General features: G+C 74.4%; 21 protein-coding genes. 6 read left to right on the top strand and 15 right to left on the bottom strand.

The features are described from left to right. Window positions 1-336: 336 nt before the first annotated feature. From ACI8AF_RS07165 to ACI8AF_RS07180, 4 genes are read right to left on the bottom strand one after another with little or no spacing between them, the layout of a single operon-like run. Entirely contained in the window at window positions 337-1551 is a 1215-nt protein-coding gene (locus ACI8AF_RS07165; RefSeq protein ID WP_456539000.1) for an NADP-dependent isocitrate dehydrogenase, read from the bottom strand. A 37-nt stretch (window positions 1552-1588) separates the two neighbouring features. Then, on the bottom strand, window positions 1589-2542 hold the full coding sequence (mdh, locus tag ACI8AF_RS07170) for a malate dehydrogenase (protein ID WP_456539001.1): 954 nt from the start codon (window positions 2540-2542) through the stop codon (window positions 1589-1591). 46 nt (window positions 2543-2588) lie between these two features. After that, window positions 2589-2888 (bottom strand): DUF3017 domain-containing protein, encoded by a 300-nt coding sequence (locus ACI8AF_RS07175; protein WP_456539002.1) that lies wholly within the window; start codon window positions 2886-2888, stop codon window positions 2589-2591. Then, complete coding sequence (locus tag ACI8AF_RS07180) at window positions 2888-3757, bottom strand: bifunctional methylenetetrahydrofolate dehydrogenase/methenyltetrahydrofolate cyclohydrolase (RefSeq protein ID WP_456539003.1); 870 nt, start codon at window positions 3755-3757, stop codon at window positions 2888-2890. Before ACI8AF_RS07180 ends, ACI8AF_RS07175 begins: the two co-directional genes overlap by 1 nt. A gap of 102 nt (window positions 3758-3859) precedes the next feature. On the opposite strand from ACI8AF_RS07180, the gene ACI8AF_RS07185 reads away from it, so the two are divergent. Further along, window positions 3860-4525, top strand: coding sequence for a hypothetical protein (locus ACI8AF_RS07185; protein WP_456539004.1), 666 nt, complete (start codon window positions 3860-3862; stop codon window positions 4523-4525). 30 nt (window positions 4526-4555) lie between these two features. Here ACI8AF_RS07185 and purH read toward each other — a convergent pair whose 3' ends face one another. The 6 genes from purH to sucC form a co-directional block, all read right to left on the bottom strand. Further along, the gene (purH, locus tag ACI8AF_RS07190) at window positions 4556-6106 is read right to left on the bottom strand and encodes a bifunctional phosphoribosylaminoimidazolecarboxamide formyltransferase/IMP cyclohydrolase (protein WP_456539005.1); all 1551 of its coding nucleotides are present in this window, start codon (window positions 6104-6106) and stop codon (window positions 4556-4558) included. Beyond that, complete coding sequence (gene purN / locus ACI8AF_RS07195) at window positions 6103-6714, bottom strand: phosphoribosylglycinamide formyltransferase (RefSeq protein ID WP_456539006.1); 612 nt, start codon at window positions 6712-6714, stop codon at window positions 6103-6105. Before purN ends, purH begins: the two co-directional genes overlap by 4 nt. Window positions 6715-6723: 9 nt before the next feature. Then, window positions 6724-7947, bottom strand: a complete 1224-nt coding sequence (locus tag ACI8AF_RS07200; protein ID WP_456539007.1) for a cell division protein PerM — start codon at window positions 7945-7947, stop codon at window positions 6724-6726. 117 nt (window positions 7948-8064) lie between these two features. Beyond that, window positions 8065-9054: a hypothetical protein gene (locus ACI8AF_RS07205; RefSeq protein ID WP_456539008.1), complete on the bottom strand. Its 990-nt coding sequence runs from the start codon at window positions 9052-9054 to the stop codon at window positions 8065-8067. A 213-nt stretch (window positions 9055-9267) separates the two neighbouring features. Further along, window positions 9268-10143, bottom strand: a complete 876-nt coding sequence (gene sucD / locus ACI8AF_RS07210) for a succinate--CoA ligase subunit alpha (RefSeq protein ID WP_456539009.1) — start codon at window positions 10141-10143, stop codon at window positions 9268-9270. 90 nt (window positions 10144-10233) lie between these two features. Beyond that, window positions 10234-11394, bottom strand: coding sequence for an ADP-forming succinate--CoA ligase subunit beta (gene sucC, locus ACI8AF_RS07215; protein WP_456539010.1), 1161 nt, complete (start codon window positions 11392-11394; stop codon window positions 10234-10236). Between the two features lie 173 nt (window positions 11395-11567). On the opposite strand from sucC, the gene ACI8AF_RS07220 reads away from it, so the two are divergent. Next, a complete protein-coding gene (locus tag ACI8AF_RS07220) occupies window positions 11568-13406 on the top strand; it encodes a CocE/NonD family hydrolase (RefSeq protein ID WP_456539011.1) in 1839 nt (612 codons plus the stop codon). A gap of 20 nt (window positions 13407-13426) precedes the next feature. Here the strand turns inward: ACI8AF_RS07220 and ACI8AF_RS07225 are convergent, their stop codons facing one another. Beyond that, window positions 13427-13837: a cobalamin B12-binding domain-containing protein gene (locus ACI8AF_RS07225; RefSeq protein ID WP_456539012.1), complete on the bottom strand. Its 411-nt coding sequence runs from the start codon at window positions 13835-13837 to the stop codon at window positions 13427-13429. A gap of 31 nt (window positions 13838-13868) precedes the next feature. Further along, the gene (locus ACI8AF_RS07230; RefSeq protein WP_456539013.1) at window positions 13869-14840 is read right to left on the bottom strand and encodes a hypothetical protein; all 972 of its coding nucleotides are present in this window, start codon (window positions 14838-14840) and stop codon (window positions 13869-13871) included. 280 nt (window positions 14841-15120) lie between these two features. On the opposite strand from ACI8AF_RS07230, the gene ACI8AF_RS07235 reads away from it, so the two are divergent. Then, window positions 15121-16017 (top strand): esterase/lipase family protein, encoded by an 897-nt coding sequence (locus ACI8AF_RS07235; RefSeq protein WP_456539014.1) that lies wholly within the window; start codon window positions 15121-15123, stop codon window positions 16015-16017. Between the two features lie 212 nt (window positions 16018-16229). After that, entirely contained in the window at window positions 16230-16919 is a 690-nt protein-coding gene (locus ACI8AF_RS07240) for a M23 family metallopeptidase (RefSeq protein WP_456539015.1), read from the top strand. A gap of 162 nt (window positions 16920-17081) precedes the next feature. Here the strand turns inward: ACI8AF_RS07240 and pcrA are convergent, their stop codons facing one another. Continuing rightward, window positions 17082-19388: a DNA helicase PcrA gene (gene pcrA / locus ACI8AF_RS07245; protein ID WP_456539016.1), complete on the bottom strand. Its 2307-nt coding sequence runs from the start codon at window positions 19386-19388 to the stop codon at window positions 17082-17084. A gap of 281 nt (window positions 19389-19669) precedes the next feature. On the opposite strand from pcrA, the gene ACI8AF_RS07250 reads away from it, so the two are divergent. Beyond that, entirely contained in the window at window positions 19670-19945 is a 276-nt protein-coding gene (locus ACI8AF_RS07250) for a chorismate mutase (protein WP_456539017.1), read from the top strand. On the opposite strand, the gene ACI8AF_RS07255 is transcribed toward ACI8AF_RS07250, so the two are convergent. Then, entirely contained in the window at window positions 19942-22272 is a 2331-nt protein-coding gene (locus ACI8AF_RS07255) for a putative bifunctional diguanylate cyclase/phosphodiesterase (RefSeq protein WP_456539018.1), read from the bottom strand. The genes ACI8AF_RS07250 and ACI8AF_RS07255 overlap by 4 nt on opposite strands. Window positions 22273-22434: 162 nt before the next feature. Here ACI8AF_RS07255 and ACI8AF_RS07260 point away from each other — a divergent pair, with 162 nt between their 5' ends. Then, entirely contained in the window at window positions 22435-23325 is an 891-nt protein-coding gene (locus ACI8AF_RS07260) for an RNA polymerase sigma-70 factor (protein ID WP_456539019.1), read from the top strand. Here the strand turns inward: ACI8AF_RS07260 and ACI8AF_RS07265 are convergent. Then, window positions 23322-25622 (bottom strand): putative bifunctional diguanylate cyclase/phosphodiesterase, encoded by a 2301-nt coding sequence (locus tag ACI8AF_RS07265; RefSeq protein ID WP_456539020.1) that lies wholly within the window; start codon window positions 25620-25622, stop codon window positions 23322-23324. The two genes, ACI8AF_RS07260 and ACI8AF_RS07265, sit on opposite strands and share 4 nt — an antisense overlap. Window positions 25623-25661 lie beyond the last annotated feature (39 nt).

The following is a 25661-nucleotide window of genomic DNA, read 5'->3' on the forward strand; positions in this document are numbered from 1 at the left end:
ACGCCGGCGGCGCGACGAGGGCGATGCCGCGCGCCATCAGCCGGTGGTCCACGGGCAGACCGGCGTCCGCGTACACGTCGCGCCGCAGCCGGCGCCAGGCGGAGCTGCGCAGCTGCTGCTCCGTCAGCACCCCTGCGGAGACGGCCCAGCTGCCGCGGAAGACACGTCCGCGCACGATCGGCGGGCGGAGGGGCGGCACGGGCACCGCCGGAGCCTGCCCGCCGGGACGGCTCGCCTGCTGGCGTCGTCCACAGGCCCGAGATCACCTCGGGCCCACCGTTGCCTCAGGTCTGCTGAGACACCGGCGGGCCCGGGGTGATCATGTGAGCGGAGGCGTCAGGCCATGGCCTTCTGCAGGTTGCTGTCGATCGCGGCGAGGAAGTCCTGGGTGTTGAGCCAGGGCTGGTCCTTGCTGATCAGCAGCGCGAGGTCCTTGGTCATCTGGCCGCCCTCGACGGTGTCGATGCAGACCTTCTCCAGGGTCTCGGCGAACCGGGTGACCTCGGGGGTGCCGTCGAGCTTGCCGCGGTGGGCCAGGCCCCGGGTCCAGGCGAAGATCGACGCGATCGGGTTGGTCGACGTCTGCTCGCCCCGCTGGTGCTGGCGGAAGTGGCGGGTCACCGTGCCGTGCGCGGCCTCGGCCTCGACGGTGCGGCCGTCGGGGCTCATCAGCACCGAGGTCATCAGGCCCAGCGAGCCGAAGCCCTGCGCGACGGTGTCGGACTGGACGTCGCCGTCGTAGTTCTTGCAGGCCCAGACGTAGCCGCCCTCCCACTTGAGGGACGCGGCGACCATGTCGTCGATCAGCCGGTGCTCGTAGGTGATGCCGGCCTTCTCGAACTGGTCCTTGAACTCGGTCTCGAAGACCTCCTGGAACAGGTCCTTGAACCGGCCGTCGTAGGCCTTGAGGATCGTGTTCTTGGTGGAGAGGTAGACCGGGTACTGGCGGTTGAGCCCGTAGTTCATCGAGGCGCGCGCGAAGTCGCGGATCGACTCGTCGAGGTTGTACATCGCCATCGCGACACCGCCGCCGGGCGACTGGAACACCTCGTGCTGGATCGGCTCGCCGCCGTCCTTGGGCTGGAAGGTGATCGTCAGCGTCCCCTCGCCGGGGAACTTGAAGTCGGTGGCGCGGTACTGGTCACCGAACGCGTGACGGCCGACGACGATCGGCTTGGTCCAGCCGGGCACCAGCCGCGGCACGTTGGACATGATGATCGGCTCGCGGAAGATGACGCCGCCGAGGATGTTGCGGATCGTGCCGTTCGGCGACCGCCACATCTTCTTCAGGCCGAACTCCTCGACCCGCGCCTCGTCGGGCGTGATCGTCGCGCACTTGACGCCGACGCCGTGCTTCTTGATGGCGTTGGCGGAGTCGATGGTGATCTGGTCGTCGGTCTCGTCGCGCTTCTCGATGCCCAGGTCGTAGTACTCGAGGTTCACGTCGAGGTACGGGAGGATCAGCTGGTCCTTGATGAACTGCCAGATGATCCGGGTCATCTCGTCACCGTCGAGCTCGACGACGGTGCCCTCGACCTTGATCTTGCTCACGTCGGGTCTTCCCTCTCTGCAGCTCTGACCGGTGCGGTCAGAGGTCGGCTACGTCAGCCTGCTTGGCGCGCACGGCCTCGGCGGCCTCGCGCAGCCCGGCCAGCTCGCTCTCGGACAGGTCGCCCTCGACCACCCGGCGCACGCCCTCCCGGCCGATCTCGGCCTCGACGCCCAGGTACACCCCGGAGATGCCGTACTCGCCGTCCACCCACGCGCAGACCGGCATGACGGCGCCGGAGTCCTCCATGACCGCGCGGGCCATGCGGGCCGCGGCGGCCGAGGGGGCGTAGTAGGCCGAGCCGGTCTTGAGCAGCGCCACGACCTCGGCGCCGCCGTTGCGGGTGCGGTCGACCAGGTGGTCGATGCGGTCCTGGGCCAGCACGTCGGACAGCGGCTTGCCGTCGACGGTGCAGCGCGAGGGCACCGGCACCATCGTGTCGCCGTGCGAGCCGAGGGTCAGCGTCTGCACCGACCCGACCGGGACGCCGAGCTCCTCGGCGACGTTGTTGCTGAACCGCGCGGTGTCCAGCATGCCCGCCTGCCCCATCACCCGGTTCTTGGGGAACCCGGTGGCCAGCTGCGCGAGCGCGGTCATCTCGTCGAGCGGGTTGGACACGACGATGACCACCGCGTCGGGCGAGGTGCGGGCGATGTTCTCGGCGACCGACCGGACGATCTTGGCGTTCGTCTCGATGAGGTCCATCCGGCTCATGCCCGGCTTGCGGGGCAGGCCGGCGGTGATGACGACGACGTCGGAGTTCTCGGTGCCCTCGTAGGAGCCCCCTCCGACACCGACGACCTTCGTCTCGAAGCCCTCGATGGGCCGCGACTGGTTCATGTCCAGGGCGAGGCCTTCCGGCTTGCCCTCCACGATGTCGGTCAGCACGACGGTCTCGAAGATGTCGTACTCCGCGAGCCGCAGAGCGGTGGTGGACCCGTAGAAACCGGCGCCGACGACGGTGACCTTGCCCGACCGGGACTTCTCAGCCATGGCGGTCAACCTATCGCCGGGTCCCCGCGCGCGCCCGAGGGGGCCCTCAGCTGCCCGGGATCGCCAGCGCGATGACCGCCAGCGCGAGGCCCGTGCCGCCCATCAGCAGCACGTCGACCGACCGGCTGCGGACCGCGAGGAAGCCGACCATGCGCACCGGCAGCAGCAGCCGCAGCACCGCCCCGGCGACCACCGCGAGGCCGGTCACCAGCAGCCCGGCCCGCCAGTGCTCCACCGTCACCAGCAGCAGCCCGACGCCCACGCCGGTCAGCACCGCCAGCAGCGGCGCCTGCCGAAGCAGGCCGGCGAGGAACGGCCGGCGGACGTAGAGGGGCGGCCGGGTCATCAGGCGGAGAGCACCTCCACCGCGGCCGCCTGCTCGGCCGCCGAGACCACGTTGGCCAGCAGCATCGCGCGGGTCATCGGCCCGACCCCGCCCGGGTTGGGCGCCACGTGGCCGGCCACCTCGACGACGTCCAGGGCGACGTCCCCGGCGATCTTGCCGTCCACCCGGCTGACGCCGACGTCGAGGACGGCGGCGCCCGGCTTGACGATCTCCCGCGTGATCAGCCCGGGCACACCGGCGGCGGCGACCACGACGTCGGCGCCGCGCACGTGCGCGGCCAGGTCGCGGGTGCCGGTGTGGCAGAGGGTCACGGTGGCGTTCTCGCTGCGCCGGGTCAGCAGCAGCCCCAGCGGCCGGCCGACCGTGATGCCGCGGCCCACGACCACGACCTCGGCGCCGGCGATCGGGACGTCGTAGCGGCGCAGCAGCTCGACGATGCCCACCGGCGTGCACGGCAGCGCGCCCGGCACGTTGAGCACCAGCCGGCCGAGGTTGACCGGGTGCAGCCCGTCGGCGTCCTTGGCCGGGTCCATGGCCTCGAGGACGGCGTACTCGTCGACCTGGTCGGGCAGCGGGAGCTGGACGATGTAGCCGGTGCAGGCCGGGTCGGCGTTGAGCTCGGCGACGACCGCGAGGACGTCGGCCTGCGTCGCGGTCGCCGGCAGCTCGCGCTGGATGCTGGCGATGCCGACCTCGGCGCAGTCCTTGTGCTTGGCGTTGACGTACCAGCGGCTGCCGGGGTCGTCGCCGACGAGCAGCGTGCCGAGCCCGGGGCGGCGCCCGGCCGCGGCGAGCGCTGCCACGCGCTCGGTGAGCTCGGTGCGGATCGCCGCAGCGGTGGCCTTGCCGTCGAGGATCGTCGCGGGCACGAGCGACAGTGTGCCGGAGACGGCTCCGGAGGAGCGTCCGCGGCCCTAGGCTCCGGGGGTGCGGGCCGCGTCCCCGCCCCGACCCGCTGGAGGAGCCACCACATGACCGAGCGCGAACAGACCCCGTACCAGCCGGGGAACCGGTCCGCGCCGCCCCCGCCGCCGCCCGCCCGCGACGAGTCGTGGCGCGAGTCGACCAAGCCCGGCATCCAGCCGGTGAGCGGTGGCTCGCCGGTCGGGTCGGGCGCCCACGGCTACGCCGGCCCGGGCGAGAACTACTACACGACCCCGCAGTACTCGACGCAGCCCGTGGCGGTGCGCAAGGGCGACGCCTTCGCGGCCCTGCTGCTCATCCTCGCCGGCATTGCCGCCGGCGTGAGCCTGCTGCTGTCCTGGCTGCCGGGGGACGACACCCGCGGCTGGGACATCCTGCGCAGGGCCTTCGACACCCTGGGCGAGGGCGTCGGCGAGCTGTTCAGCTCCGGCTTCTGGCAGCCGATGGCGGTCCTGCTCGGCGGCGGCGTCCTGTTCGTGCTGGGCCTGCTGATGCTGATCCCGGCCAAGGCCCACCGCTTCCTGGGCCTGCTGGCGCTGCTGGTCAGCTTCGCCGTCATCGCCGGTGTGCTGGTGCCGCTCGCCGACCGGGGCTGGGCGCTGGGCGACTTCCGCATCGGCTTCTGGTTCGCGATCGCCGTCGGCGTCCTGGGCCTGCTGGGTTCGCTGAAGGCGCTGCTGTCCGGGCCGAAGTACAAGACCGCGGCGAGCTGAGCCACTGACCGGCCCGCCGGGGCGGGCCGGTCAGTGGGCGAAGTGCCGGGTGCCGGTCAGGTACATCGGGACGCCGGCGGCCGCCGCCGCGGCGATGACCTCCTCGTCGCGCACCGAGCCACCCGGCTGGACGACGGCGCGCACGCCGGCGTCGAGCAGCACCTGCAGACCGTCGGCGAACGGGAAGAACGCGTCGGAGGCCGCGACGGCCCCGGCCGACCGCTCCCCCGCCCGCGCCACGGCCAGCCGGGCGGAGTCCACCCGGTTCACCTGGCCCATGCCGACGCCCACGGTCGCCTTGTCGTGCGCCAGCAGGATCGCGTTGCTCTTCACCGCGCGCACCGACCGCCAGGCGAAGACGAGGTTGTCCAGCTCGGCGGCGTCCACCGGCTCGCCCGCGACCAGCGTCCACGTCGTCGGGTCGTCGCCGGGCGCGTCGATCCGGTCGAGGCTCTGCAGCAGCAGCCCGCCGCTGACCGGGCGCATCTCGGCGCCCGCGCCCGGGACGTGCGGCAGCCGCAGCAGCCGGATGTTCTTCTTCGCCGTCAGCACCCCGAGCGCGTCGTCGGTGAACGACGGCGCGACCACCACCTCGGTGAAGACCTCGGAGATCTGCTCGGCCGTGGTCAGGTCGACCTCGCGGTTGGCCGCGATCACCCCGCCGAACGCCGAGACCGGGTCGCACGCGTGGGCCTTGCGGTGCGCCGCGGCGATGTCCGGGCCGACGGCGATGCCGCACGGGTTGGCGTGCTTGATGATCGCCACGCACGGGTCCTCGTGGTCGTGGGCGGCCCGCCAGGCGGCGTCGGTGTCGACGTAGTTGTTGTAGGACATCGCCTTGCCGTGCAGCTGCTCGGCCTGCGCCAGCCCCGGGTTGAACCCGCGGTAGAGGGCGGCCCGCTGGTGCGGGTTCTCGCCGTAGCGCAGGACGTCGGCCCGCTCCCACGTGGCGCCCACCCAGGCCGGGAAGCCGGTCTCGTCGTCGGGTGCGAGCACGTTGCCCATCCACGAGGCGACGGCGATGTCGTAGGTGGCGGTGTGCCGGAACGCCGCGGCCGCCAGGCGCCGCCGCTCGGCCAGGGTGAACCCGCCCGCGGCCGCCGCGGCGAGCACGTCGCCGTAGCGGGCCGGGTCGACGACGACGGCGACCGACGGGTGGTTCTTCGCCGCCGCGCGCACCATGGCCGGCCCGCCGATGTCGATCTGCTCGACGCACTCGTCGGGCGCCGCGCCGGAGGCCACCGTCTCGGTGAACGGGTAGAGGTTGACGACCACCAGGTCGAACGGCGCGATGCCGAGCTCCTCGAGCTGGCTGCGGTGCTCGGCCTTGCGCCGGTCGGCGAGGATCCCGGCGTGCACCGCGGGGTGCAGCGTCTTCACCCGGCCGTCGAGGCACTCGGGGAAGCCGGTGACCTGCTCCACCGGCGTCACCGGGACGCCGGCCTCGGCGATCCGCCGCGCCGTCGCGCCGGTGCTGACCAGCTCGACGCCGGCCGCGGCCAGCCCGCGGGCCAGCTCCTCGATGCCCGTCTTGTCGTAGACGCCGAGCAGGGCGCGGCGGATCGGCGTGCGGTCGGTCATCGGCTGGTCTCCCTCGTCGCGTGCTCGGTGACGAGTCGCGCCACCGTCCCCACCAGGAGCTCGCGCTCCACGATCTTGATGCGTTCGTGCAGGCTCGCCTCGTCGTCCCCCGGCTCGACCGGCACCTCGCGCTGGGCGAGCACCGGGCCGGTGTCGACGCCGGCGTCGACGAGGTGGACCGTCGAGCCGGTCACCGCCACGCCGGCGGCGAGCGCGTCGCGCACGGCGTGCGCGCCCGGGAAGGCCGGCAGCAGGGCGGGGTGGGTGTTGATCAGCCGGCCGCCGAATGCCTCGAGCACGGCCGGCCCGACGATCTTCATGAAGCCCGCGGAGACGACCAGGTCGGGGGCGTGCTCGGCGACCGCCGCGGCGAGGGCCCGGTCCCAGGCGGCGCGGTCGGGGTGGTCGCGCAGGGCGGTGACGAACGTCGGCAGGCCGCGCCGGCGGGCGTGCTCGAGGCCGGGAGCGTCGCGGTCGGCACCGACGGCGACGACCGCGGCCGGGTAGCCGGGGTCGTCGGCGGCGTCGAGCAGGGCGGCGCACAGCGAGCCGGTCCCCGACAGCAGGACGACGACCCGCGCCCGCGGGAACGACTCGGGTGCGGGCACGACGAAACCTTAGTGCGGCCGCTCCCGGACCCTCGCCCCCGGTGAGCGCCACCGCGCCACCGCCGCTGCCAGCGCCGCGGCGATGCCCGCCTGCGCCGCGACGGCCACGCCCGTGGCCAGGGCCGGCGCGCCCACCTCGGCCAGGGCGCCGTCGCCCAGCGAGGCCCCGGCCAGCCACACCACCACCACGGACGCGAGCCCCAGCAGCACGCCGGCGAGCACGCCCCACAGCCCGGCGACGACCGCACCGCCGTCCCGCGGGCCCAGCCGGCGGCCGACCACCACCCCGGTGACCAGGCCGCCCAGGGCGGGCACGGCCTGGGAGACGAAGGCGAGCAGCGGCACCGCCTGGGTGTCGGGCAGCGCGGCCAGCATCGGCAGCGCGGGGACGGCGCCCAGGGTGACCCCGTGCACCGAGACCGCCGTGCCGCTGCCGACGACGAACCCCGGGCCGGCGGCGAGCCCCAGCACGGCGGCCGCGGCGTTGGGCAGCAGCAGCACCGCGAGCCCGAGCAGGCCGGCCGCACCGGCGGCCGCGCCGCCGAGCTCCCCGGAGACCGCGGCGTAGCCGCGGGTGTCGCTGGCGAGGGCCACCCCGACCACGGCGGTGCACAGCGCGAGCAGCGCCCAGCCGCCCGCCAGCACGCCGCGCAGCACCGGCCGCGCCGCCCCGGGCAACCGGTCGAGCGCGGCGTCGAGGTCGCCGGACTCCCGCAGCACGCCCCAGCCGCCCGCGGCCAGCGACAGCAGCAGGGCGCCGAGCGCGGTCCGCAGCAGGTCGACGCCCACGTCGGGGTCGTCGAGCACCACACCGAGCCCCAGGGTCAGGACGGTGTGGACGGCGACCAGCGCCGCGATCGTCACCCCGGCCGCCCGGCCCGTCGTCCCGGCGAGGTGGACGGCGAGCCGTCCCGCCCGGGCCAGGCCCCAGGCGATGGCCGCCGTCAGCAGCAGCGGCGCCAGCCGCAGCGGGCCGCCGGGCAGCGTGAGCTCGGAACCCTGCGCGAGGAGCCACAACCGGCCCGCGAGCGCGGTCGAACCGCCCACCGACAGCCCGCCGCCGGGGTCGAGCGTCCCGACGACGACGACCGCGACGCCCAGCCCGACGAGGCCCAGGAGGGACACCGCCGCCGCGGCCAGCGCCGCCCACACCGGGGCCCGGGCGAGACCGCGGTCGGCCCCGGGGTCGGGACGGCGGTCCACGACCGGTGCCCGTGGGGTGGAGGAGGCCATGCCCCCACTGTCCCAAGGCCGCGCCTCCCAAGGGAGCGCACGCGCCGACGGGCGGACGACGACCGACCGCCGGCGGCCCGAGGGCCACCGGCGGTCGGCGGAGGAGCGGTGCGGAGCTCAGGCGGTCGTCGGACCGCTCGGCCCCTGGGCGGGACCGGAGCCCGACGCGGTGGAGCCGCCCGGCTGGCCGTACGGCGGCGGGGGCGGCGAGCCCGGGCCGGTGGCACCCGGACCGCCGGGGACCGGGCCGGGCCCGGTGTGCGACGGCGGCGGGTTGTACGAGTGCTGCGGCGGCTGACCGTAGGACGGCGGCGGAGGGGCGGGCTGCCCGTACTGCTGGCCGGGCGCACCCCCCTGCGGGGCACCGCCGAACGAGCCGGGCAGGTTCGGCGCCTGCTGGTTGGCCCACTGGGCGGCGTTGGCCAGGTTGCCCGGCAGCGCCGGCCGGTTCTTCAGCTCCGGCAGCACCGAGAGGAAGGCGAAGACGGCGATCGCCAGCGCCACCAGGAACCCGAGCAGCGCGAAGATCGAGAAGCCGGCGTCGAAGGTGTTGATCCACTCGAAGAGCACGAGCAGCGCGCCGAGCGCGGCCAGGCCCACGGTGATCCAGCCCCGCGGGAAACCGAGCTTCACCTCGTAGAAGGCCGGCAGCAACGCCCAGATGGTGGCCAGCAGGAACAGCACGAACGCCGTGCTGACCAGACCCCGGCTGAAGCCGTTCACGGTGAAGCCGGTGAAGAACTCGTCGCTGAAGTCGTACCAGGGGAACAGCGAGAGGACGAGGAACACCAGGGTGCCGCCGGCGATGACGTAGTCCGCCATCTTCAGCTTCTTGGCGTCGAAGGAGACCCCGCCACCGGTGCCCGCGGGCTGCGCGTAGGGGTTGTACCCGGGCTGGCCCGGCTGCTGCGGGGGGTACCCCGGCGGCGGGCCGTAGGACGGCTGGCCGGGATAGGGCTGGCCGGGCTGCGGCTGCCCCGGCTGACCGTAGGACGGCTGCCCCGGCGCGGGCGGCGGGAACCCGGGCTGCTGCCCGTAGCCGGGCTGCCCGCCCTGGGGCGGCGGCCCGTACCCGCCCGGCGGCTGCGGGGGCTGACTGGAGGTCATGACGGGGGTCTCCTCGGTAGTGACAGGCTTGCGGAGCGCATGGTGTCGGCCCTGCTCGCCCGGCGCAACTGTGCCGCGCGGGTCGTCCCCCGTCCGTGACACGCCGCTGCCCGGCGTCCCGAGGGGGACGCCGGGCAGCCGGTGACGTGCTGGAACGGCCACCCTTCGGGGACCCACGCCGAGCGTGCGAGGCGGGGGGAGGGTGGTCCTCCCTCAGGAGACGATGTCGCGCATCAGCCGGGCGGTCTCGGACGGCGTCTTGCCGACACGGACGCCGGCGGCCTCGAGGGCCTCCTTCTTGGCCTGGGCGGTGCCGGCCGAGCCGGAGACGATCGCGCCGGCGTGGCCCATGGTCTTGCCCTCGGGCGCGGTGAAGCCGGCGACGTAGCCGACGACCGGCTTGGTCACGTTGGCCTTGACGAAGTCGGCGGCCCGCTCCTCGGCGTCCCCGCCGATCTCGCCGATCATCACGATCGCCTCGGTCTCCGGGTCGTCCTGGAACGCCTGGAGGCAGTCGATGTGGGTGGTGCCGATGACCGGGTCGCCGCCGATGCCGACGCAGGTGGAGAAACCGATGTCCCGGAGCTCGTACATCATCTGGTAGGTCAGCGTGCCCGACTTGCTGACCAGGCCGATCTTGCCCTGCTTGGTGATGTTGGCCGGGATGATGCCGGCATTCGACCGCCCGGGGCTGATCAGGCCGGGGCAGTTCGGGCCGATGATGCGGGTCGAGCCGCCCTGGGCGTGCGCCCAGAAGTAGGTCGAGTCGTGCACCGGGATGCCCTCGGTGATGACGACGGCGAGCCCGATCTGGGCGTCGACGGCCTCGATGACGGCGCCCCTCGCACCGGCCGGCGGCACGAAGATCACGCTGACGTCGGCGCCGGTCTCCTTCATCGCCTCGGCGACGGAGCCGAACACCGGCACGGTGCCGCCGTCGAACTCGACGCTCTCGCCGGCCTTCTTCGGGTTGACGCCACCGACGATGGCGGTCCCGGAGGCGAGCATGCGCTGGGTGTGCTTGCGCCCCTCCGAGCCGGTCATGCCCTGGACGATGACCTTGCTGTTCTCGTTGAGGAAGATCGACATCTCTTCAGGTCCTGTCTTCAAGAGGCCGGAGCGGCCCCTTCCAGGGGCCCGCCCCGAGCTCGCGAGGGGTGGGGAGGAAGGGGTCCTTTGTCAGGCGGCGAGCTCGGCGGCCCGCCGGGCGGCGCCGTCCATCGTGTCGACCACGGTCACGAGCGGGTGGTTGGCCTCGGCGAGGATCCGCCGGCCCTCCTCCACGTTGTTGCCGTCGAGGCGGACGACCAGCGGCTTGGTCGCCTCGTCCCCGAGCAGCTGCAGCGCGTGCACGATGCCGTTGGCGACGGCGTCGCAGGCGGTGATGCCGCCGAAGACGTTGACGAAGACGCTCTTCACGGCGGGGTCGGACAGGATGATGTGCAGCCCGTTGGCCATGACCTCGGCCGAGGCGCCGCCGCCGATGTCCAGGAAGTTGGCCGGCTTGACGCCGCCGAACTCCTCGCCGGCGTAGGCCACGACGTCGAGGGTGCTCATGACCAGGCCCGCGCCGTTGCCGATGATCCCGACCTCGCCGTCGAGCTTGACGTAGTTGAGGTCCTTCTCCTTGGCGGCGGCCTCGAGCGGGTCGGCCGAGGCGGTGTCCTCGAGCGCGGCCCGGTTGTCGTGCCGGAAGGCGGCGTTGTCGTCGAGGGTCACCTTCGCGTCGAGCGCGAGCACGGTGCCGTCGGGCGCCTTGGCCAGCGGGTTGACCTCGACCAGCGTGGCGTCCTCCTTCTGGAAGACCTCCCACAGCCGCTGCGCGATGGCGATCGCCTGGTCGCGGACCTCGGCGGGGAAGTTCGCGGCGTCGACGATCTCGGCGGCCTTGGCCTCGTCGACGCCCGTGGTGGCGTCGACCGGGATGCGGGCCAGCGCCTCGGGGCGCTCGACGGCGAGCTGCTCGATCTCCATGCCGCCCTCGCGCGAGGCCATCGCCAGGAAGGTGCGGTTGGCCCGGTCGAGCAGGTAGGAGAAGTAGTACTCCTCGGCGATGTCGCTGGCCTGGGCGACCATCACGCGGTGGGTGATGTGGCCCTTGATGTCCAGCCCGAGGATGTCCTGCGCCCGCGCCCGGGCGTCGTCGGCGTTGTCGGCCAGCTTGACGCCGCCGGCCTTGCCGCGGCCACCGACCTTGACCTGCGCCTTGACGACGACGGTCTGCCCGATCTCGCGGGCGATGGCCTCCGCCTGCTCGGGCGTCTCGGCCACGCCGCCGGGGAGCACGGGCACGCCGTGCGATGCCAACAGGTCACGCGCCTGGTACTCGAAGAGATCCACGAACGAGCACCGTAGCTCTCCCGTAACCGGCCCGCCGCACCGGCGGGGGCACAGGTGGGCCGGGTCACAGGACGCCTCGGGGGCTACTCGCGCGTAACCACGGCGCGGCCTGCGCGTTGGGAGGGTGGGCCGCGTCGCGGCGGCCCGGTCCCCGACGACGAGGAGCCCCGCCCGTGCGCCGAGCAGCCACCGCCGCCGTGACGTCCCTGGTGGTCGCCGGGGGGACGGTGGCCCTCGCCACCCCCGCCGCGGCGGCCGAGATCGTGCCGCGGGACCTGACGATCACCGTGACCGGGCTGGGGCCGGAGAACCGCACCTGCTCGATCGACGCGGACCTCTACGTGCCGCCCGGCGTCACCGCCGCGGACCCCGGGCCGGCGCTGCTGGCCACCAACGGCTTCGGCGGCACCAAGGCCGACCAGGCCGACTTCGCCCAGGGCTTCGGCGAGCTCGGCTACGTGACCCTGTCCTACACCGGCCTCGGCTTCGTCGACGGCGACCTCTGCCCGATCACCCTGGACGACCGCGAGCACGACGGCGCCGCCGCCGGCCAGCTGCTGCGCTTCCTCGGCGGGGACCCGTCGATCACCGCGGTGGACGACGCCACCGGGGAGCCGGTGCACGTCGACCAGGTGATCCGCCAGGACGCCCGGACCGGCACCCCGCACGACCCCGCGGTGGGCATGATCGGCGGCTCCTACGGCGGGCAGGTGCAGTTCGCCGCCGCCGCCGTCGAGCACGCCGCGGGCACCGACCGGCTCGACGCGATCGTGCCGATGATCACCTGGAACGACCTGGCCTACTCGCTGAACCCGGACAACGGCTCCCTGCCCGGCGGCACCGCCCGCAGCGGCTCGGTGAGCTACGCCGACAGCGGCGTCTTCAAGTACCAGTGGTCGCTGCTGTTCACCACGCTCGGCGTCGTCAACGGCGTCCAGGACCTGCAGGCGCTCGCCGACCCGGCCCGGTTCTCCGCCTTCGTCGACCAGAACTGCGGCAACTTCGACCCGCCGGTCTGCCGGGCCCTGCTGGAGGTGGCCGCAGTCGGGTACGCCACCCGGCAGTCGATCGACTTCCTGCGCTCCAACTCGGTGGCGAGCTACCTCTCCGACGTCCGGGTGCCCACGCTGATCGCCCAGGGGCAGGCCGACACCCTGTTCAACCTGCAGGAGTCGGTGGCGACGTACACGGCGCTGAGGAGCCAGGGCACGCCGGTGGCGCTGCAGTGGCAGTCGTGGGGGCACAGCGCCTCGACGCCGGTGGCCGGCGAGCTCGACGAGCGCGATCCCGAGAACTCCTTCCAGGGCCGGCAGGTGATCGCCTGGTTCGACCACTGGGTGCGCGGCGAGGGTCCGCGCCCCCGCCTCGACTTCACGTACTTCCGCGACTGGGTGTTCGAGGCGACCGGCGACGTCGCGCGCGCCTACGCATCTGCGCCCCGCTTCCCCGTCGGGACGCAGCGGACGCTGTTCCTCTCCGGCGACGGCGCTCTCGTGCCGGACGGCACCGCGGTGCTGCCGGGGTCGCGCTCGTACAGCAGCGTCGCGCCGGTCGGCCCCGGCTACACCGAGACGTCGTTCCTCGACCGGACCGGGCCGGTGACCGATCCGCCCGGCACCGCGATCCGCTTCGAGAGCGCGCCGCTGAGCCGGCCGCTCGACGTCGTCGGCTCCCCGCAGCTGACGGTGCAGCTGGACTCCCCCGCCGCGCTCACCCAGGCGGCCGGGCCCGGCGGGCAGCTCGTCGTCTTCGCGAAGCTCTACGACGTGGGGCCGGACGGGGTCGTGGAGCTGCCGCACCGGCTGGTGTCGCCGGTGCGCCTCACCGACGTCACCCGGCCGGTGACGATCGAGCTGCCCGGCATCGTGCACCGGTTCGAGCCCGGTCACCGGCTCGCCGTCGTCCTCGCCGGTGGCGACCTCGCCTACCGGGGGTCGACGACGCCGCAGCCGGTGACCCTGACCACCGGGCCGGGCCGGGTGCAGCAGCTGACCCTGCCGGTCACGTCGTGACCGCGCGGATGAGCTGGCCGCTAGGCGCCGGCGGGGGCCCCGACGTGGTCGCGGACCCAGTCGACGATCTCGGTGGTCGTGGCGCCGGGCGTGAAGATGCGGGCCACCCCCATCCGCTCGAGCTCGGGGATGTCCTCGTCCGGGATGATCCCGCCGCCGAAGACCACGACGTCGTCGACGCCCCGTTCGCGCATGAGCTCGGTCAGCCGCTCGAAGAGCGTCATGTGCGCCCCGGAGAGGACTGACAGGCCGACGGCGTCGGCGTCCTCCTGGACGACGGTCTCCACGATCTGCTCCGGCGTCTGGTGCAGGCCGGTGTAGACGACCTCCATGCCGGCGTCGCGCAGGGCGCGGGCGACGACCTTGGCGCCGCGGTCGTGCCCGTCGAGGCCGGGCTTGGCGACGACCACCCGGATGCGTTCTTCAGCCACGAGGGCACTGTAGGGCCGGGGGTGCCACCGGTCACCCTCCGGCGCCGGCCGGCGCCCGCCGGAGCCGCCAGGCCAGCACGGTGAGCAGCGCGTACCCCACGCCGGCGACGACGAGGCCGGCACCCGGGACGGTCCACTGCAGCTCGTCGGAGGTGAGGGCGTCGCGGACGCCGGTGAGGCCGGCGGCCAGCACCGCGACGGCCAGCGCCAGCAGCCCGCCGACGGCGGCCAGCCGGGGCCGCAGCGAGGGCGCCACCACCGAGCACAGCACGATCGCGCCGGCCAGCAGCAGGCCGCCGAGCAGCGCCAGGCCGGGCCGCTCGAGCAGGGCCTGCGGTCCCTCCTGGGTGACGACCGTCTCCAGACCGGTGGCCGGGTCGGTGACGAGGCGGTCGGGGACGTCGGCGGCGGGCAGGGTCATGCACAGCACCGTGAGGACGCCGAGCAGCACCGAGCCGCCGGCCAGTGCCGCCCGCAGGGGGTCGAGGGTGCCGTTGTCCTCCATGACCGTGCGCCCCCAGGCCACCGCGGCGACGACGCCGGCGAGCACGGCCAGCCCGAGGGAGACGACGCCGAGGACCCAGCCGGCGCCGATCTCGACGGTGCTGGTGAGCACCCGCTCGCCGGCCAGCACCTCCACGCCCGGGCGGCTGGTGGAGCTGCGGCCCCGGTACAGCTCGATGAGCAGCTCGCCGACGGCCAGCGCGGCCGCCACCCCGGCGTAGGCCAGCCCGAACTTCGGGACGGCGCCGCGCACGAGCAGCGCGCCGACGGCCAGGTGGGCCACCGGGACAAGCAGCGCGACCAGCGCGCTGCCGAACCCGCCGACCAGGGAGACCTCGGTCCCCCCGACGACGAGGTAGGTCGGGACGAGGGAGACGACGGCGACCAGCCCGGCAAGGACCAGCAGCGCGCCGCTGACCCGGGCGAGGACGGGGACCGTGCCGACGACGACGGCGTCGGCGGGCGGTGAGCTGCGGCGCGCGGACGGGCGGTCCGGCACGCGGCCCGGGCGGGTCCTCCCGCTGCCGCTCCGGCGGTCCCGGGCCTTCCCGGTGGCGGCGCGGTTGCGGGCGGGTCCGCTGCGAGCGTCGCGGGCGGGCACGGCTCCCCCTTCGGCTGGACGGTCACGAACAGGCCTCGATCCGCCGATGACCAGCGTCGTTCGTGTGACGGCGAACACACACGGGCATTACCGTCGGGTGAACGGAGCACAGCACGAGTGCTCCGCCACCGGCGGAGGGCGGTTCCGGCACGGTGGGACGGACGGAGGTAGGCGGCCCATGCGCCCCACGAGCGATCCGGACTCCGGTCCAGAGTCGCACACCGGCGCCGTCCCCCCCGGGACGACGCGAGGTGGGCTGCGGTCGCTGTGCACCCCCGCGACGCTGACCGGCGGGCTCACCGAGCTGGCCTGGGTCGGCGCCCACGCGCTGCTCTACCCGCTCGGCACGCGCACCGAGCCGCTGCGCCCCGACGGCCGGTTCCGCCCCGGCGTGCAGCCCCCCACCGTGCGCGCGCTGTTCGCCGCCGACCCGCTCGCCGCGCGCATCCCCGTGCTGCTCGTGCACGGCCTGGTCGACAACCGCTCGGTGTTCGCGGTGATGCGCCGCAGCCTGCGCCGGCGGGGGTTCGCCTCGGTCTGCTCCTGGAACTACAGCCCCCTGCTCCGCGACGTCGGGCAGGGCGCCGCCGACCTGGCCGAGCACGTCGAGCGCGTGTGCCAGGAGACCGGCCACGACCGTGTCCACGTGGTCGGCCACAGCCTCGGCGGGCTCATCGCCCGCTACCTCGTGCAGCGGCTCGACGGCGACCGGGTCGAGTCGCTGGTGACCCTCGGCACGCCGCACCAGGGGTCGCGCTGGGCGCACGTGGTACCGGCGCCGCTGATCCGCCAGCTGCGCCCCGGGTCCGGCCTGCTGCAGGAGCTCGCCGAGCCCGCGCCGGGCTGCCGCACCCCGATCACGGCCGTCTACAGCGACATCGACCAGGTGGTCGTGCCCACCAGCTCCGGCCGGTGCGACCACCCCGACCTGCGGGCGCGCAACGTCCTCGTGCGGGGCGTGGGGCACGTGTCGCTGCCCATCCACCGTGCCGTCCTCGACGAGGTGGCGGCCACGCTGGCCGGCCTCCGGCCGGTGCCGGAGACCGCGGCGGACCTGCCGGCCGCCGTCGCCTGAGCCCCACCAGTCACACGCCTCACGGCGTCCTGCGGGGGCGGCACGACACGTCCCGCAGGTGCTTTGTCGACTCCTGACGCATCGTTACGGTCCGATCACGTTCCCGACACCAGCCGGGCTCGTCGATCCACCACCGGAAGGTGCTCCCCGTGACCCTGGCTCTTCCCCGGCCCGGGATCCGCCGCCCGACCCGTCCTGCTACGGAGACCGCGGTGGAGTCCGAGCGGAGCGAGCACACCCGCGGTCGCCGGCTGCCCCTGCCGCCCGGCCGGCGGGCGCACCTCTGGCTGGCCGCCCTCATCGCCGGCGCGGTCATCGCCGGCGTCCCGTCCTTCGCCGGCGACGACACCACCGACGTCTCGGCCACCGCGGCCGACTACGGCCTGGGTGCCTCCACCGACATCGGGATGACCGGCGGCATGGACGACGCCGCCATGCGGCAGAGCATCACCGAGGCCGAGGCGCAGGCCCGCCTGGGCGAGCTGGCCGCCTCCCGCGCCGCCCGCGAGCCCGAGACCGTGCTGCCCGTCCAGGGCCGCATGACGACCTGCTACTGCATGCGCTGGGGCCAGATGCACTGGGGCATCGACCTGGCCGCACCGCTGGGCACCCCCATCTACGCCGCGTCCGACGGCGTCGTCATCCGCGCCGGAGCGGCGTCCGGGTACGGCAACGCCGTCTACATCCAGGACGCCGACGGCAACGTCCAGATCTACGGCCACATGCGCTACTACGACGTGGAGGCCGGCGACGTCGTCCACGCGGGCGACCAGATCGCCAAGGTGGGCAGCGAGGGCTACTCGACCGGCCCGCACCTGCACTTCGAGATCCACCGCGGTGGCATGAACGGCCGGCCGATCGACACCGAGGAGTGGCTCGCCGAGCGGAACGTCACCATGTGATCTGCCGGCCTACCGGCCGCACCGCGGCCACGTGCCGTCCCCCACCGGCGCTGAGCCGTTCCCGGGCCTCCTCGAGGACCCTCCGGGCCCTCTCGTCGGACCGCCTCGCAGGGCGGCGTCCAGCGCCTCCTCGCCAACCCCTCCGGGGCCGGCTCGTCGACGCTAGAGCTTGACGAGGGGGGCGTAGCGCAGGACGAGGCGCTTCGTGCCGCCGGAGCCGAAGTCGACGGTGGCCTGGGCCTTGTCGCCGACGCCGTTCACCTCGACCACGGTGCCGAGACCGAAGGCGTCGTGGCTGACGCGGTCGCCGACCTCCACCGAGATCACCGCCCGGTTGCCGGCGCCGCCGCGCAGGCCGCCGGTCGACAGGCCGGTCGCCGCCACCCGGGCCTGTGCCGAGGACGAGTAGCTCGACGTCGTGGGGACCGGCTCGGTGCGGGTCCAGTGCACGGTGTCGGCCGGCAGCTCGTCGAGGAACCGGGACGGCGGGTTGTAGGCCGGCTGCCCCCAGCTGGTGCGCACCTGCGCCCGCGACAGGAACAGCCGCTGCCGCGCCCGGGTGATGCCGACGTAGGCCAGCCGGCGCTCCTCCTCCAGCTCCCGCGGGTCGCCGAGCGCGCGAAGGTGCGGGAAGACGCCGTCCTCCAGACCGGTCAGGAAGACGACCGGGAACTCCAGCCCCTTGGCGGTGTGCAGGGTCATCAGCGTGACGACGCCGGCGTCGTCCCCGGAGACCGGGATCTGGTCGGCGTCGGCCACCAGCGAGACCTGCTCGAGGAAGTCGGTGACCGTGCCCTCCGGGCTGGCCGCCTCGAACTCGGCGGCCACCGAGATGAGCTCGTTGAGGTTGTCGACGCGGCCCTCGTCCTGCGGGTCGGTCGAGGCCGACAGCTCGGCGAGGTAGCCGGTGCGGTCGAGGATGCTCTCGAGCAGGGCGGCCGGACCCGAGCCGGTCTCGACCAGCTGCTCGAACTCCTCGAGCAGGGCGACGAACTCCTGGATCGCCTTGAGCGACCGCGGGGCGAGCGTGTGCACCTCGCTGCACCGGCGCAGCGCCGAGGCGAAGGCGATGCGCTCGCGGTCGGCGAACTGCTCGATGCACGCCTCGGCCCGCTCGCCGATGCCGCGCTTCGGGGTGTTGATCACCCGCCGCAGGCTGACGACGTCGGCCGGGTTGGCGACCACCTTGAGGTAGGCCAGCGCGTCGCGGACCTCCTTGCGCTCGTAGAAGCGCACGCCGCCGACGACCTTGTAGGGCATGCCGACCCGGATGAACACCTCTTCGAAGACGCGGGAGGCGTTGTTGGTCCGGTAGAAGACGGCGATGTCCTTGGGGGCGACGTCGCCCTCGTCCACCAGCTCGTCGATCCGCTCGGCGACCCAGGCCGCCTCGTCGTGCTCGTTGTCGGCGACGTAGCCCTCGATCAGCTCGCCGTCGCCGGCGTCGGTCCACAGGTTCTTCGGCCGCCGGCCGGTGTTCTTCGCGATGACGGTGTTCGCGGCCCGCAGGATGCGCTGCGTGGAGCGGTAGTTCTGCTCCAGCAGGATCGTCGTCGCCTCGGGGTAGTCCCGCTCGAACTCGTCGATGTTGCGGATCGTGGCGCCGCGGAAGGCGTAGATCGACTGGTCGGCGTCACCGACGACGCACAGCTCGGCCGGCGGCACCGGGCCGGCCGGTCCCCCACCCGTCCCCCCGACCAGCTCGCGGACGAGCACGTACTGCGCGTGGTTGGTGTCCTGGTACTCGTCGACGAGGACGTGCCGGAACCGCCGGCGGTAGTGCTCGGCGACGTCGGGGAACGCCTGCAGCAGGTGGGTCGTCGTCATGATCAGGTCGTCGAAGTCCAGCGCGTGCGCCTGGCGCAGCCGCTGCTGGTAGAGCTTGTAGGCCTCGGCGAGCACCTTCTCCGGCGCCGTCTGCGGGACGAAGCTCTCCTCGTCGACCAGCTCGTTCTTCAGGTTCGACACCTGCGCGGCGAGGCTGCGGCCCGGGTAGCGCTTGGCGTCGAGGTCGAGGTCGCGGGCGACCATCGTCATCAGCCGGACCGAGTCGCCCTGGTCGTAGATCGTGAACGACGACTTCAGGCCCAGCTTGGCCGCCTCGGCGCGCAGGATGCGCACGCACATCGAGTGGAACGTCGACACCCACATCGCGCGGGCGCGGGGCCCCACGAGCTGGGCCACCCGCTCCTTCATCTCGCCGGCGGCCTTGTTGGTGAAGGTGATCGCGAGGATCTCGCCCGGCTGCACCCCGCGGGCGCCCAGCAGGTAGGCGATCCGGTGGGTGAGCACCCGCGTCTTGCCCGAGCCGGCGCCGGCGACGATCAGCAGCGGCCCGCCCTCGTGGACGACGGCGTCGCGCTGCGGGCCGTTGAGCCCGGCGAGCATGCGGTCGAGGTCACGCCCCGCCGGGCCCCGAGCCGTGCGCTGGAGGGTGGCGGTACCGGGGAGGGGTTGGGCGCTGCTCATGACCACATCACTGTAAGCCGATCGGGTGACACCTCCTCCCGGGTCCGGGGAGGCCCCCCGCGACACCCGTCCGGGGCACCTGGTGGCCGGCGCGGCGACGGCTGTGGCAGACTCCTCGCCGTGCAGCTCGCCAGCGTCAGCTTTTACCACGGGCATCGGGATCCGGTGTCCGTCACTGCTGGCTGAGCGACCACAGCAACCGACGCCCCGGGCCCGAAGAGCCCGGGGCGTCTCTCGTTCCCGGGGTCCGACGGCCCGGACCGCCCTGAGGAGCCGTTCCGATGAGCACCACCACCGCTGACGCCGCCACCGAGACCGCCGCCCGCATCGGCGAGCTGCGCGGCGAGATCGACGCCTGCGACGCCGGGATCATCGAGCTCGTCCAGCGCCGGCTGGCGATCTCGAAGGAGATCGGCGCGCTGCGCGCCGCCGCCGGCGGCACCCGGCTCTCCCTCGCCCGCGAGCAGCAGATCCTGGCCAGGTTCCAGGACGCGCTCGGCCCGGACGGCGCCACGCTCGCCCTGATGCTGCTCCGCCAGGGCCGCGGCAAGCTCTAGCCGGTCAGGACGGCGGAGCTCCCCAGCAGCTCCGGCACCGCGGTCGGCGGCAGCGGCCGGGCCAGCAGGAAGCCCTGCACCCGGGGGCAGCCCATCCGGCGCAGCGCGGTGAGCTGGCCGGGGCGCTCGACGCCCTCGGCCACCACCGGTAGCGCCAGGTCGCGGGCCAGCCGGAACACCGCGCCGAGCAGCGTCGCCTCCCGCTCGTCGCTGTCGATCCGGGCGAGGAACGACCGGTCGATCTTCACCGACTCGAGGGTGAGCGCGCCCAGCCGGGCGAGCGAGGACTGGCCGACGCCGAAGTCGTCCAGCGCCACCCCGACCCCGACCTCGCGCAGCTCCCGGATGACCCGCTCCGCGGCCTCCTCGTGCGCCAGCAGACCGGTCTCCGTCAGCTCCAACACCAGCTGACCGGGGGCCAGCTCGTACCGGGCCACCAGCCCGCGCACCCGCGGCACCAGACCGGTCCACGCCAGCGACGCCGGCGCGATGTTGACGTGCACCGACAGGACGGCGTCGCACTGGGCCGACCACGTGGCGACGCGGTCGCACGCCTGCTCCAGCAGCACCCCGGTCAGCCGGTCGAGCAGCCCGGCCCGCTCGGCCAGCGGCACGAACACCGACGGCGGCACCTCCCGGCCGTCGGGCCGCCAGCGGGCCAGCGCCTCCAGGGCGACGATCCGGCCGGTGCCGAGCTCGACGATCGGCTGGTAGGCCAGCGTCACCTCCCCGTCGGTCAGCCCCCGGCACAGCCGGTCCGCCTGCGTGAAGTCCTCGACCTCCTCGAGGTGCAGCCCCGGTGTGTAGGTGACGACCTGCCCCTTGCCCGACCGCTTCGCCGCGTACATCGCGGTGTCCGAGCGCACCAGCAGCGCGTCGGGGCGGGCCGGCGGGTCGTCCGGGCCGAGGACGCAGACCCCGACGCTGGCCCGCACCGTCACCGGCCGCCCACCCAGCACGACCGGTGAGCGCAGCGCCTCCAGCGCCCGGGCGCTCGCCGAGTGCACGTCCGCTCCGCTCTCCAGCAGGACCGCGAACTCGTCGCCGCCGAGCCGGGCGACCGTGTCCACGTCGCGGGTCGCGTCCTGCAGCCGCGCCGCCACCTGCACCAGCAGCTCGTCGCCGGCCGCGTGCCCGAGGGTGTCGTTGACGACCTTGAAGTCGTCGAGGTCGAGGAAGAGCAGCGCGACCGGGCTCTGCCGGCGGCGGTGCCGGTTGAGCGCCTGCTCCAGCCGGTCGAGGAACAGCGCACGGTTGGCCAGCCCGGTCAGCCCGTCGTGGAACGCCTGGTGCCGCAGCATCGCCTCGCGCCGGGCCAGCCGGCCGCCGAGCCGCACGTTCTCCCGCAGCATCGCGTACTGGCGCACCAGGATCAGCGTGATCACGACCGTCGACAGGACCACCTCGGCGACGCCGAGCCGACCGCCGCCCAGCGCGAAGACGACGGTCGCCACCAGCGCGACGGCGACCGGCACGTACGGCAGCAGGTCGGCGCGCAGTTCCGCCGCCGGGTCGCCGGTGCCCAGGTCGCCGGCGTCGTCGTTCCCGACCTCCGTCGCCCCCGTGCGGGCCACCCCGGCGAGCGCCAGCAGCAGGAAGCCGACGATCCAGCCGAGGTCGGCCGAGCCCCCGTTGTAGGACGACGTCGCCTGCAGGTAGGCGAACGCGCTGTCGGCGACGCTGAGCGCGACCACCCCGGCGCAGACCAGCAGCAGCGGCAGCCGCGGCCCGCGCGTGCGGGTCGCGGTCAGCACGGCGAGGACGATCAGGACGACGTCGAGCACCGGGTAGGCGAGGAACAGCACCCACGCCAGCCGGCTCAGCTCGGCCGAGCGGTCGCTGACGGCGCTGAGCACGGTCTCCCAGCTGACCAGGCCGACGGCGGCCGAGGTCATGAGGGCGTCGGAGGTCCGCCGCCAGCGCCCCCGGGCACCGCCGTCGGTCGGGTAGAGCAGCAGGGCGGCGGCGGCCAGCAGGGGGAAGACGAGGAAGCCGACGTCGGCCACCGAGGGGAACGGGATCCCGTCGCCGCGGATCTCCTCGCTGGCCCACCAGGACTGCCCCGCCGCCCAGGCGGCGCAGCCGACGGCCAGCAGCCCCCAGCCCCAGCGCAGCCGGCCCGCCGACCGCCGGGCCCGCCAGGCCAGGGCGGCGGCCGCGCCGGCCGGCGCGACGACCTGGGCCAGGTTGGAGACGTAGCGCGACCAGACGTCGGAGGGCAGGACGAGCATCGCGGCCAGGCAGCCGGCCACCAGGGCGACGGCGGCGGCGACCGCGGTGGTGGGCAGCGCCGCCCGGCCGACCACGGGGCGTGCCTGGACCACCACGGTCGGACAGCATGGCGGACGTGGCGGGCGGCCGACCAGGGGTTTCCGCGGCCGATCTCGGTCCGGAAGCGCCGGATGTCACACCGGGGGCCGCCGTCCCGTCTCCATGGGACACCCTGCGGAGAGAGGACGACGGACCATGACGAGCTGCGAGGTGCAGTCGTGAGCGACCCGCTGGAGGCCTTCGACCGGCACCGCCGGCTGCTGTTCACCGTCGCCTACGAGATGCTCGGCAGCGTCGCCGACGCCGAGGACACCGTGCAGGACACCTGGCTCCGCTGGTCGGCGGCCGACCGCGACGACGTCGTCGACGAGCGGGCGTACCTGGTGCGGATCACCACCCGCCTGGCGCTGGACCGGCTGCGGTCGGCGCGGGCGCAGCGGGAGACCTACGTCGGCCCGTGGCTGCCGGAGCCGCTCCTCACCGGCGCGGAGGCCGACCCCCGGCACGACCCGGCCGAGGCGGCCGAGCTCGGCGAGGAGGTCTCGCTCGCGGTGCTCGTCGTCCTGGAGACGCTCTCCCCCGTCGAGCGCGCGGTCTTCGTCCTGCGCGAGGTGTTCGGCCTGCCGTGGGCGGAGGTGGCCGCCGCCCTGGACCGCTCGGAGGCCGCCGTCCGGCAGCTCGGGCACCGGGCGCGCGAGCACGTGCAGGCGCGGCGGCCGCGGTTCGACACCGACCGCCGGTCGGCGCGCGAGGTCACCGAGCGCTTCCTCGAGGCCGCGGTCGGCGGGGACGTCGACGCGCTGCTGGCGGCGATGTCGCCGGGCGTCGTGCTGGTGGCCGACAGCGGCGGCCTGGTCAAGGCGCCGCCGCGCCCGATCGTCGGCGCCGGCAAGGTGGCCCGGTTCCTCGCCGCCGTCGCCCCCCAGGGCACCGCGCTGCCCGGCATGCGGGTCGAGCCGGTCGAGCTCAACGGGGCGCCCGCGGTCGTCGTCCGCACCGACGCCGGGCCGTACATGGCGCTGCAGCTGGTGCTGGTGGACGGCCTGGTCGAGCAGGTGCTGCTGATGGGCAACCCCGACAAGCTCGCCGGCCTGGCGGCCGTGAGCTAGGGGGTCAGCGCGACGAGCTGGTCGGACAGCAGCCCCGGGACGGCGGCGGCCGCGACCGGTTGCCCGAGGAGGAAGCCCTGCGCGAGCGGGCAGCCGAGCTCGCGGAGCATCTCCAGCTGCCGCGGCCGCTCCACGCCCTCGGCCACGACGGGCAGGCCGATGTCGCGGGCCAGCCGGAGCACCGCGGCCAGCAGGGTGGCCTGCGGCGGGTCGGTGTCGATCCGCTCGAGGAAGGACCGGTCGATCTTGACCGAGTCCAGCGCGATGCTGCCCAGCCGGGCGAGGGAGGACTGGCCCACCCCGAAGTCGTCGAGGGAGACGCCGACGCCGAGCGCGCGCAGGTGCGCGACGACGCCCTCGGCCTGCGCCGGGTCCTCGAGGATCCCCGACTCGGTGATCTCCAGGACCAGCTGCCCGGCGGCGAGCCGGTGGCGGGCGACCAGCCGCCCTACCGACCGGACGAACTCCGGCGAGGCCAGCGACGACGGCGGCACGTTGACGTGCACCGACAGCGGTCGGCCGGCCTCGACGGACCAGGCGGTCACCTGCGCGCACGCCTCGGCCAGCAGGGCGGCGGTGAGCTCGTCGATGAGGCCGGTCCGCTCGGCGACCGGGATGAAGACGTCGGGGCCGACGTCGATGCCGCCCGGGCGCCAGCGGGCCAGCGCCTCCAGCGAGGAGATCCGCCCGGTGCCGACCTCCACGATCGGCTGGTACTCCAGCGTGACCTGGGACGCCGCGATCGCCGCCCGCAGCCGCTCGTGCAGCACGCGGTCCTCCACTTCGGCCAGGTGCAGGCCGCTGGTGTAGCTGACCACCTGGTCCTTGCCGGACCTCTTGGCGGAGTACATCGCCAGGTCGGAGCGGACGAGCAGCTCGTCCACGGTGCACGGCGGGTCGTCCGGCGCCACGGTGCACACCCCGACGCTGGCGCGCACGCCGACGGCACGGGCACCCACCGCGAACGGCGCGTGGAAGGCCTCGAGCGCCCGGTGCGCGGGGCCCGCTGCGTCGTCGTCGGCGAGCAGGACGGCGAACTCGTCACCGCCGAGCCGGGCGACGAGGTCGCCGGACCGCATGGCGCCGGTGAGCCGCTCCGCGACGCGGATCAGCAGCTCGTCGCCGCTGGCGTGGCCCAGCGTGTCGTTGACGACCTTGAAGTCGTCGAGGTCGAGGAAGACCAGCGCGACGGCGCTGCCCCCGTCGGCGTGGGCCTGCAGCGCCCGCTCGACCCGGTCGCGGAACAGCGCGCGGTTGGCCAGGCCGGTGAGCCCGTCGTGGGACGCCTGGTGCACCAGCAGCGCCTCGCGCGCGGCCAGCTCCTCGGCGAGGCGGACGTTCTCCCGCAGGGCGAGGAACTGGCGGGCCAGCAGCAGCGAGATGACCACCGTCGCCAGGATGGTCTCGACGCTGCCCAGCGTCCGCCCGACGAGCGTGACCACCAGGCTGGAGGCCAGCCCCGCGGCCACCGGGACGTAGGGCAGCAGGGCGGTCCGGACGACGGCGCCGCTCGAGCCGGCCGTGCTCGCCTCCCCCACCGGCCGCGGCAGCGTCCCGGCCAGCGCGACGAGCAGGAAGCCCACCACCCAGCCGCTGTCGACCAGCCCGCCGTCGTAACCGCCGGTGGTCTGCAGGTAGGCGAACGTGCTGTCGGAGACGCCGATCGAGACCAGGCCCGCGGCCACGAGGACGAGATCGAGGCTGCGCCGCTGGCTGCGGGCCAGCGTGGCCACGGTGAGGACGACGAGGACCACGTCGAGGACCGGGTAGGCGACCAGGAGCAGCGAGGAGAGGACGTCGTCGGCGAACCCCCCGGCCATGACGACGCCGAGCGAGGTCTCCCAGCTGACCAGGCCGACCGCGGCGGCGGTCATGACCGCGTCCATCGCGCGCTGCCACCGGGCGCGGGTGCCACCCTCGGCGGGGTGCAGGAGCAGCCCGACCGCGGCGACGACGGGGAAGAGCAGGAAGCCGACGTCGGCGACCGACGGGAACGGGATGCCGTGCCCGGACATCTCCTCGACCGCCCAGTACAGCTGCCCGGCGGTCCAGCAGGAGCAGGCGAGGGCGAAGGTGGCCCACGTCCAGGCCAGCCGGCCGGTGGAGCGGACGGCGCGCCAGGCGAGGGCCAGGCTCGCGGCCGCGGCCGCCCCCAGCTGGGCCAGGTTGGAGACGACGACGCCGAAGACGTCCGCGGGCAGCCACACCGCGGCCAGCGACCAGCCCAGCACGACGGCCGCCGCGGCGAGCACGGCGGGCGTCGGTGGCGCCGGCCGGCGCCTCCGGGTGGTGGCCATGGGCCTCCGTTCCCTGGTCGGTGGCGCAGCCGCGCCCGA

Source organism: Blastococcus sp. SYSU D00669, assembly GCF_054050715.1.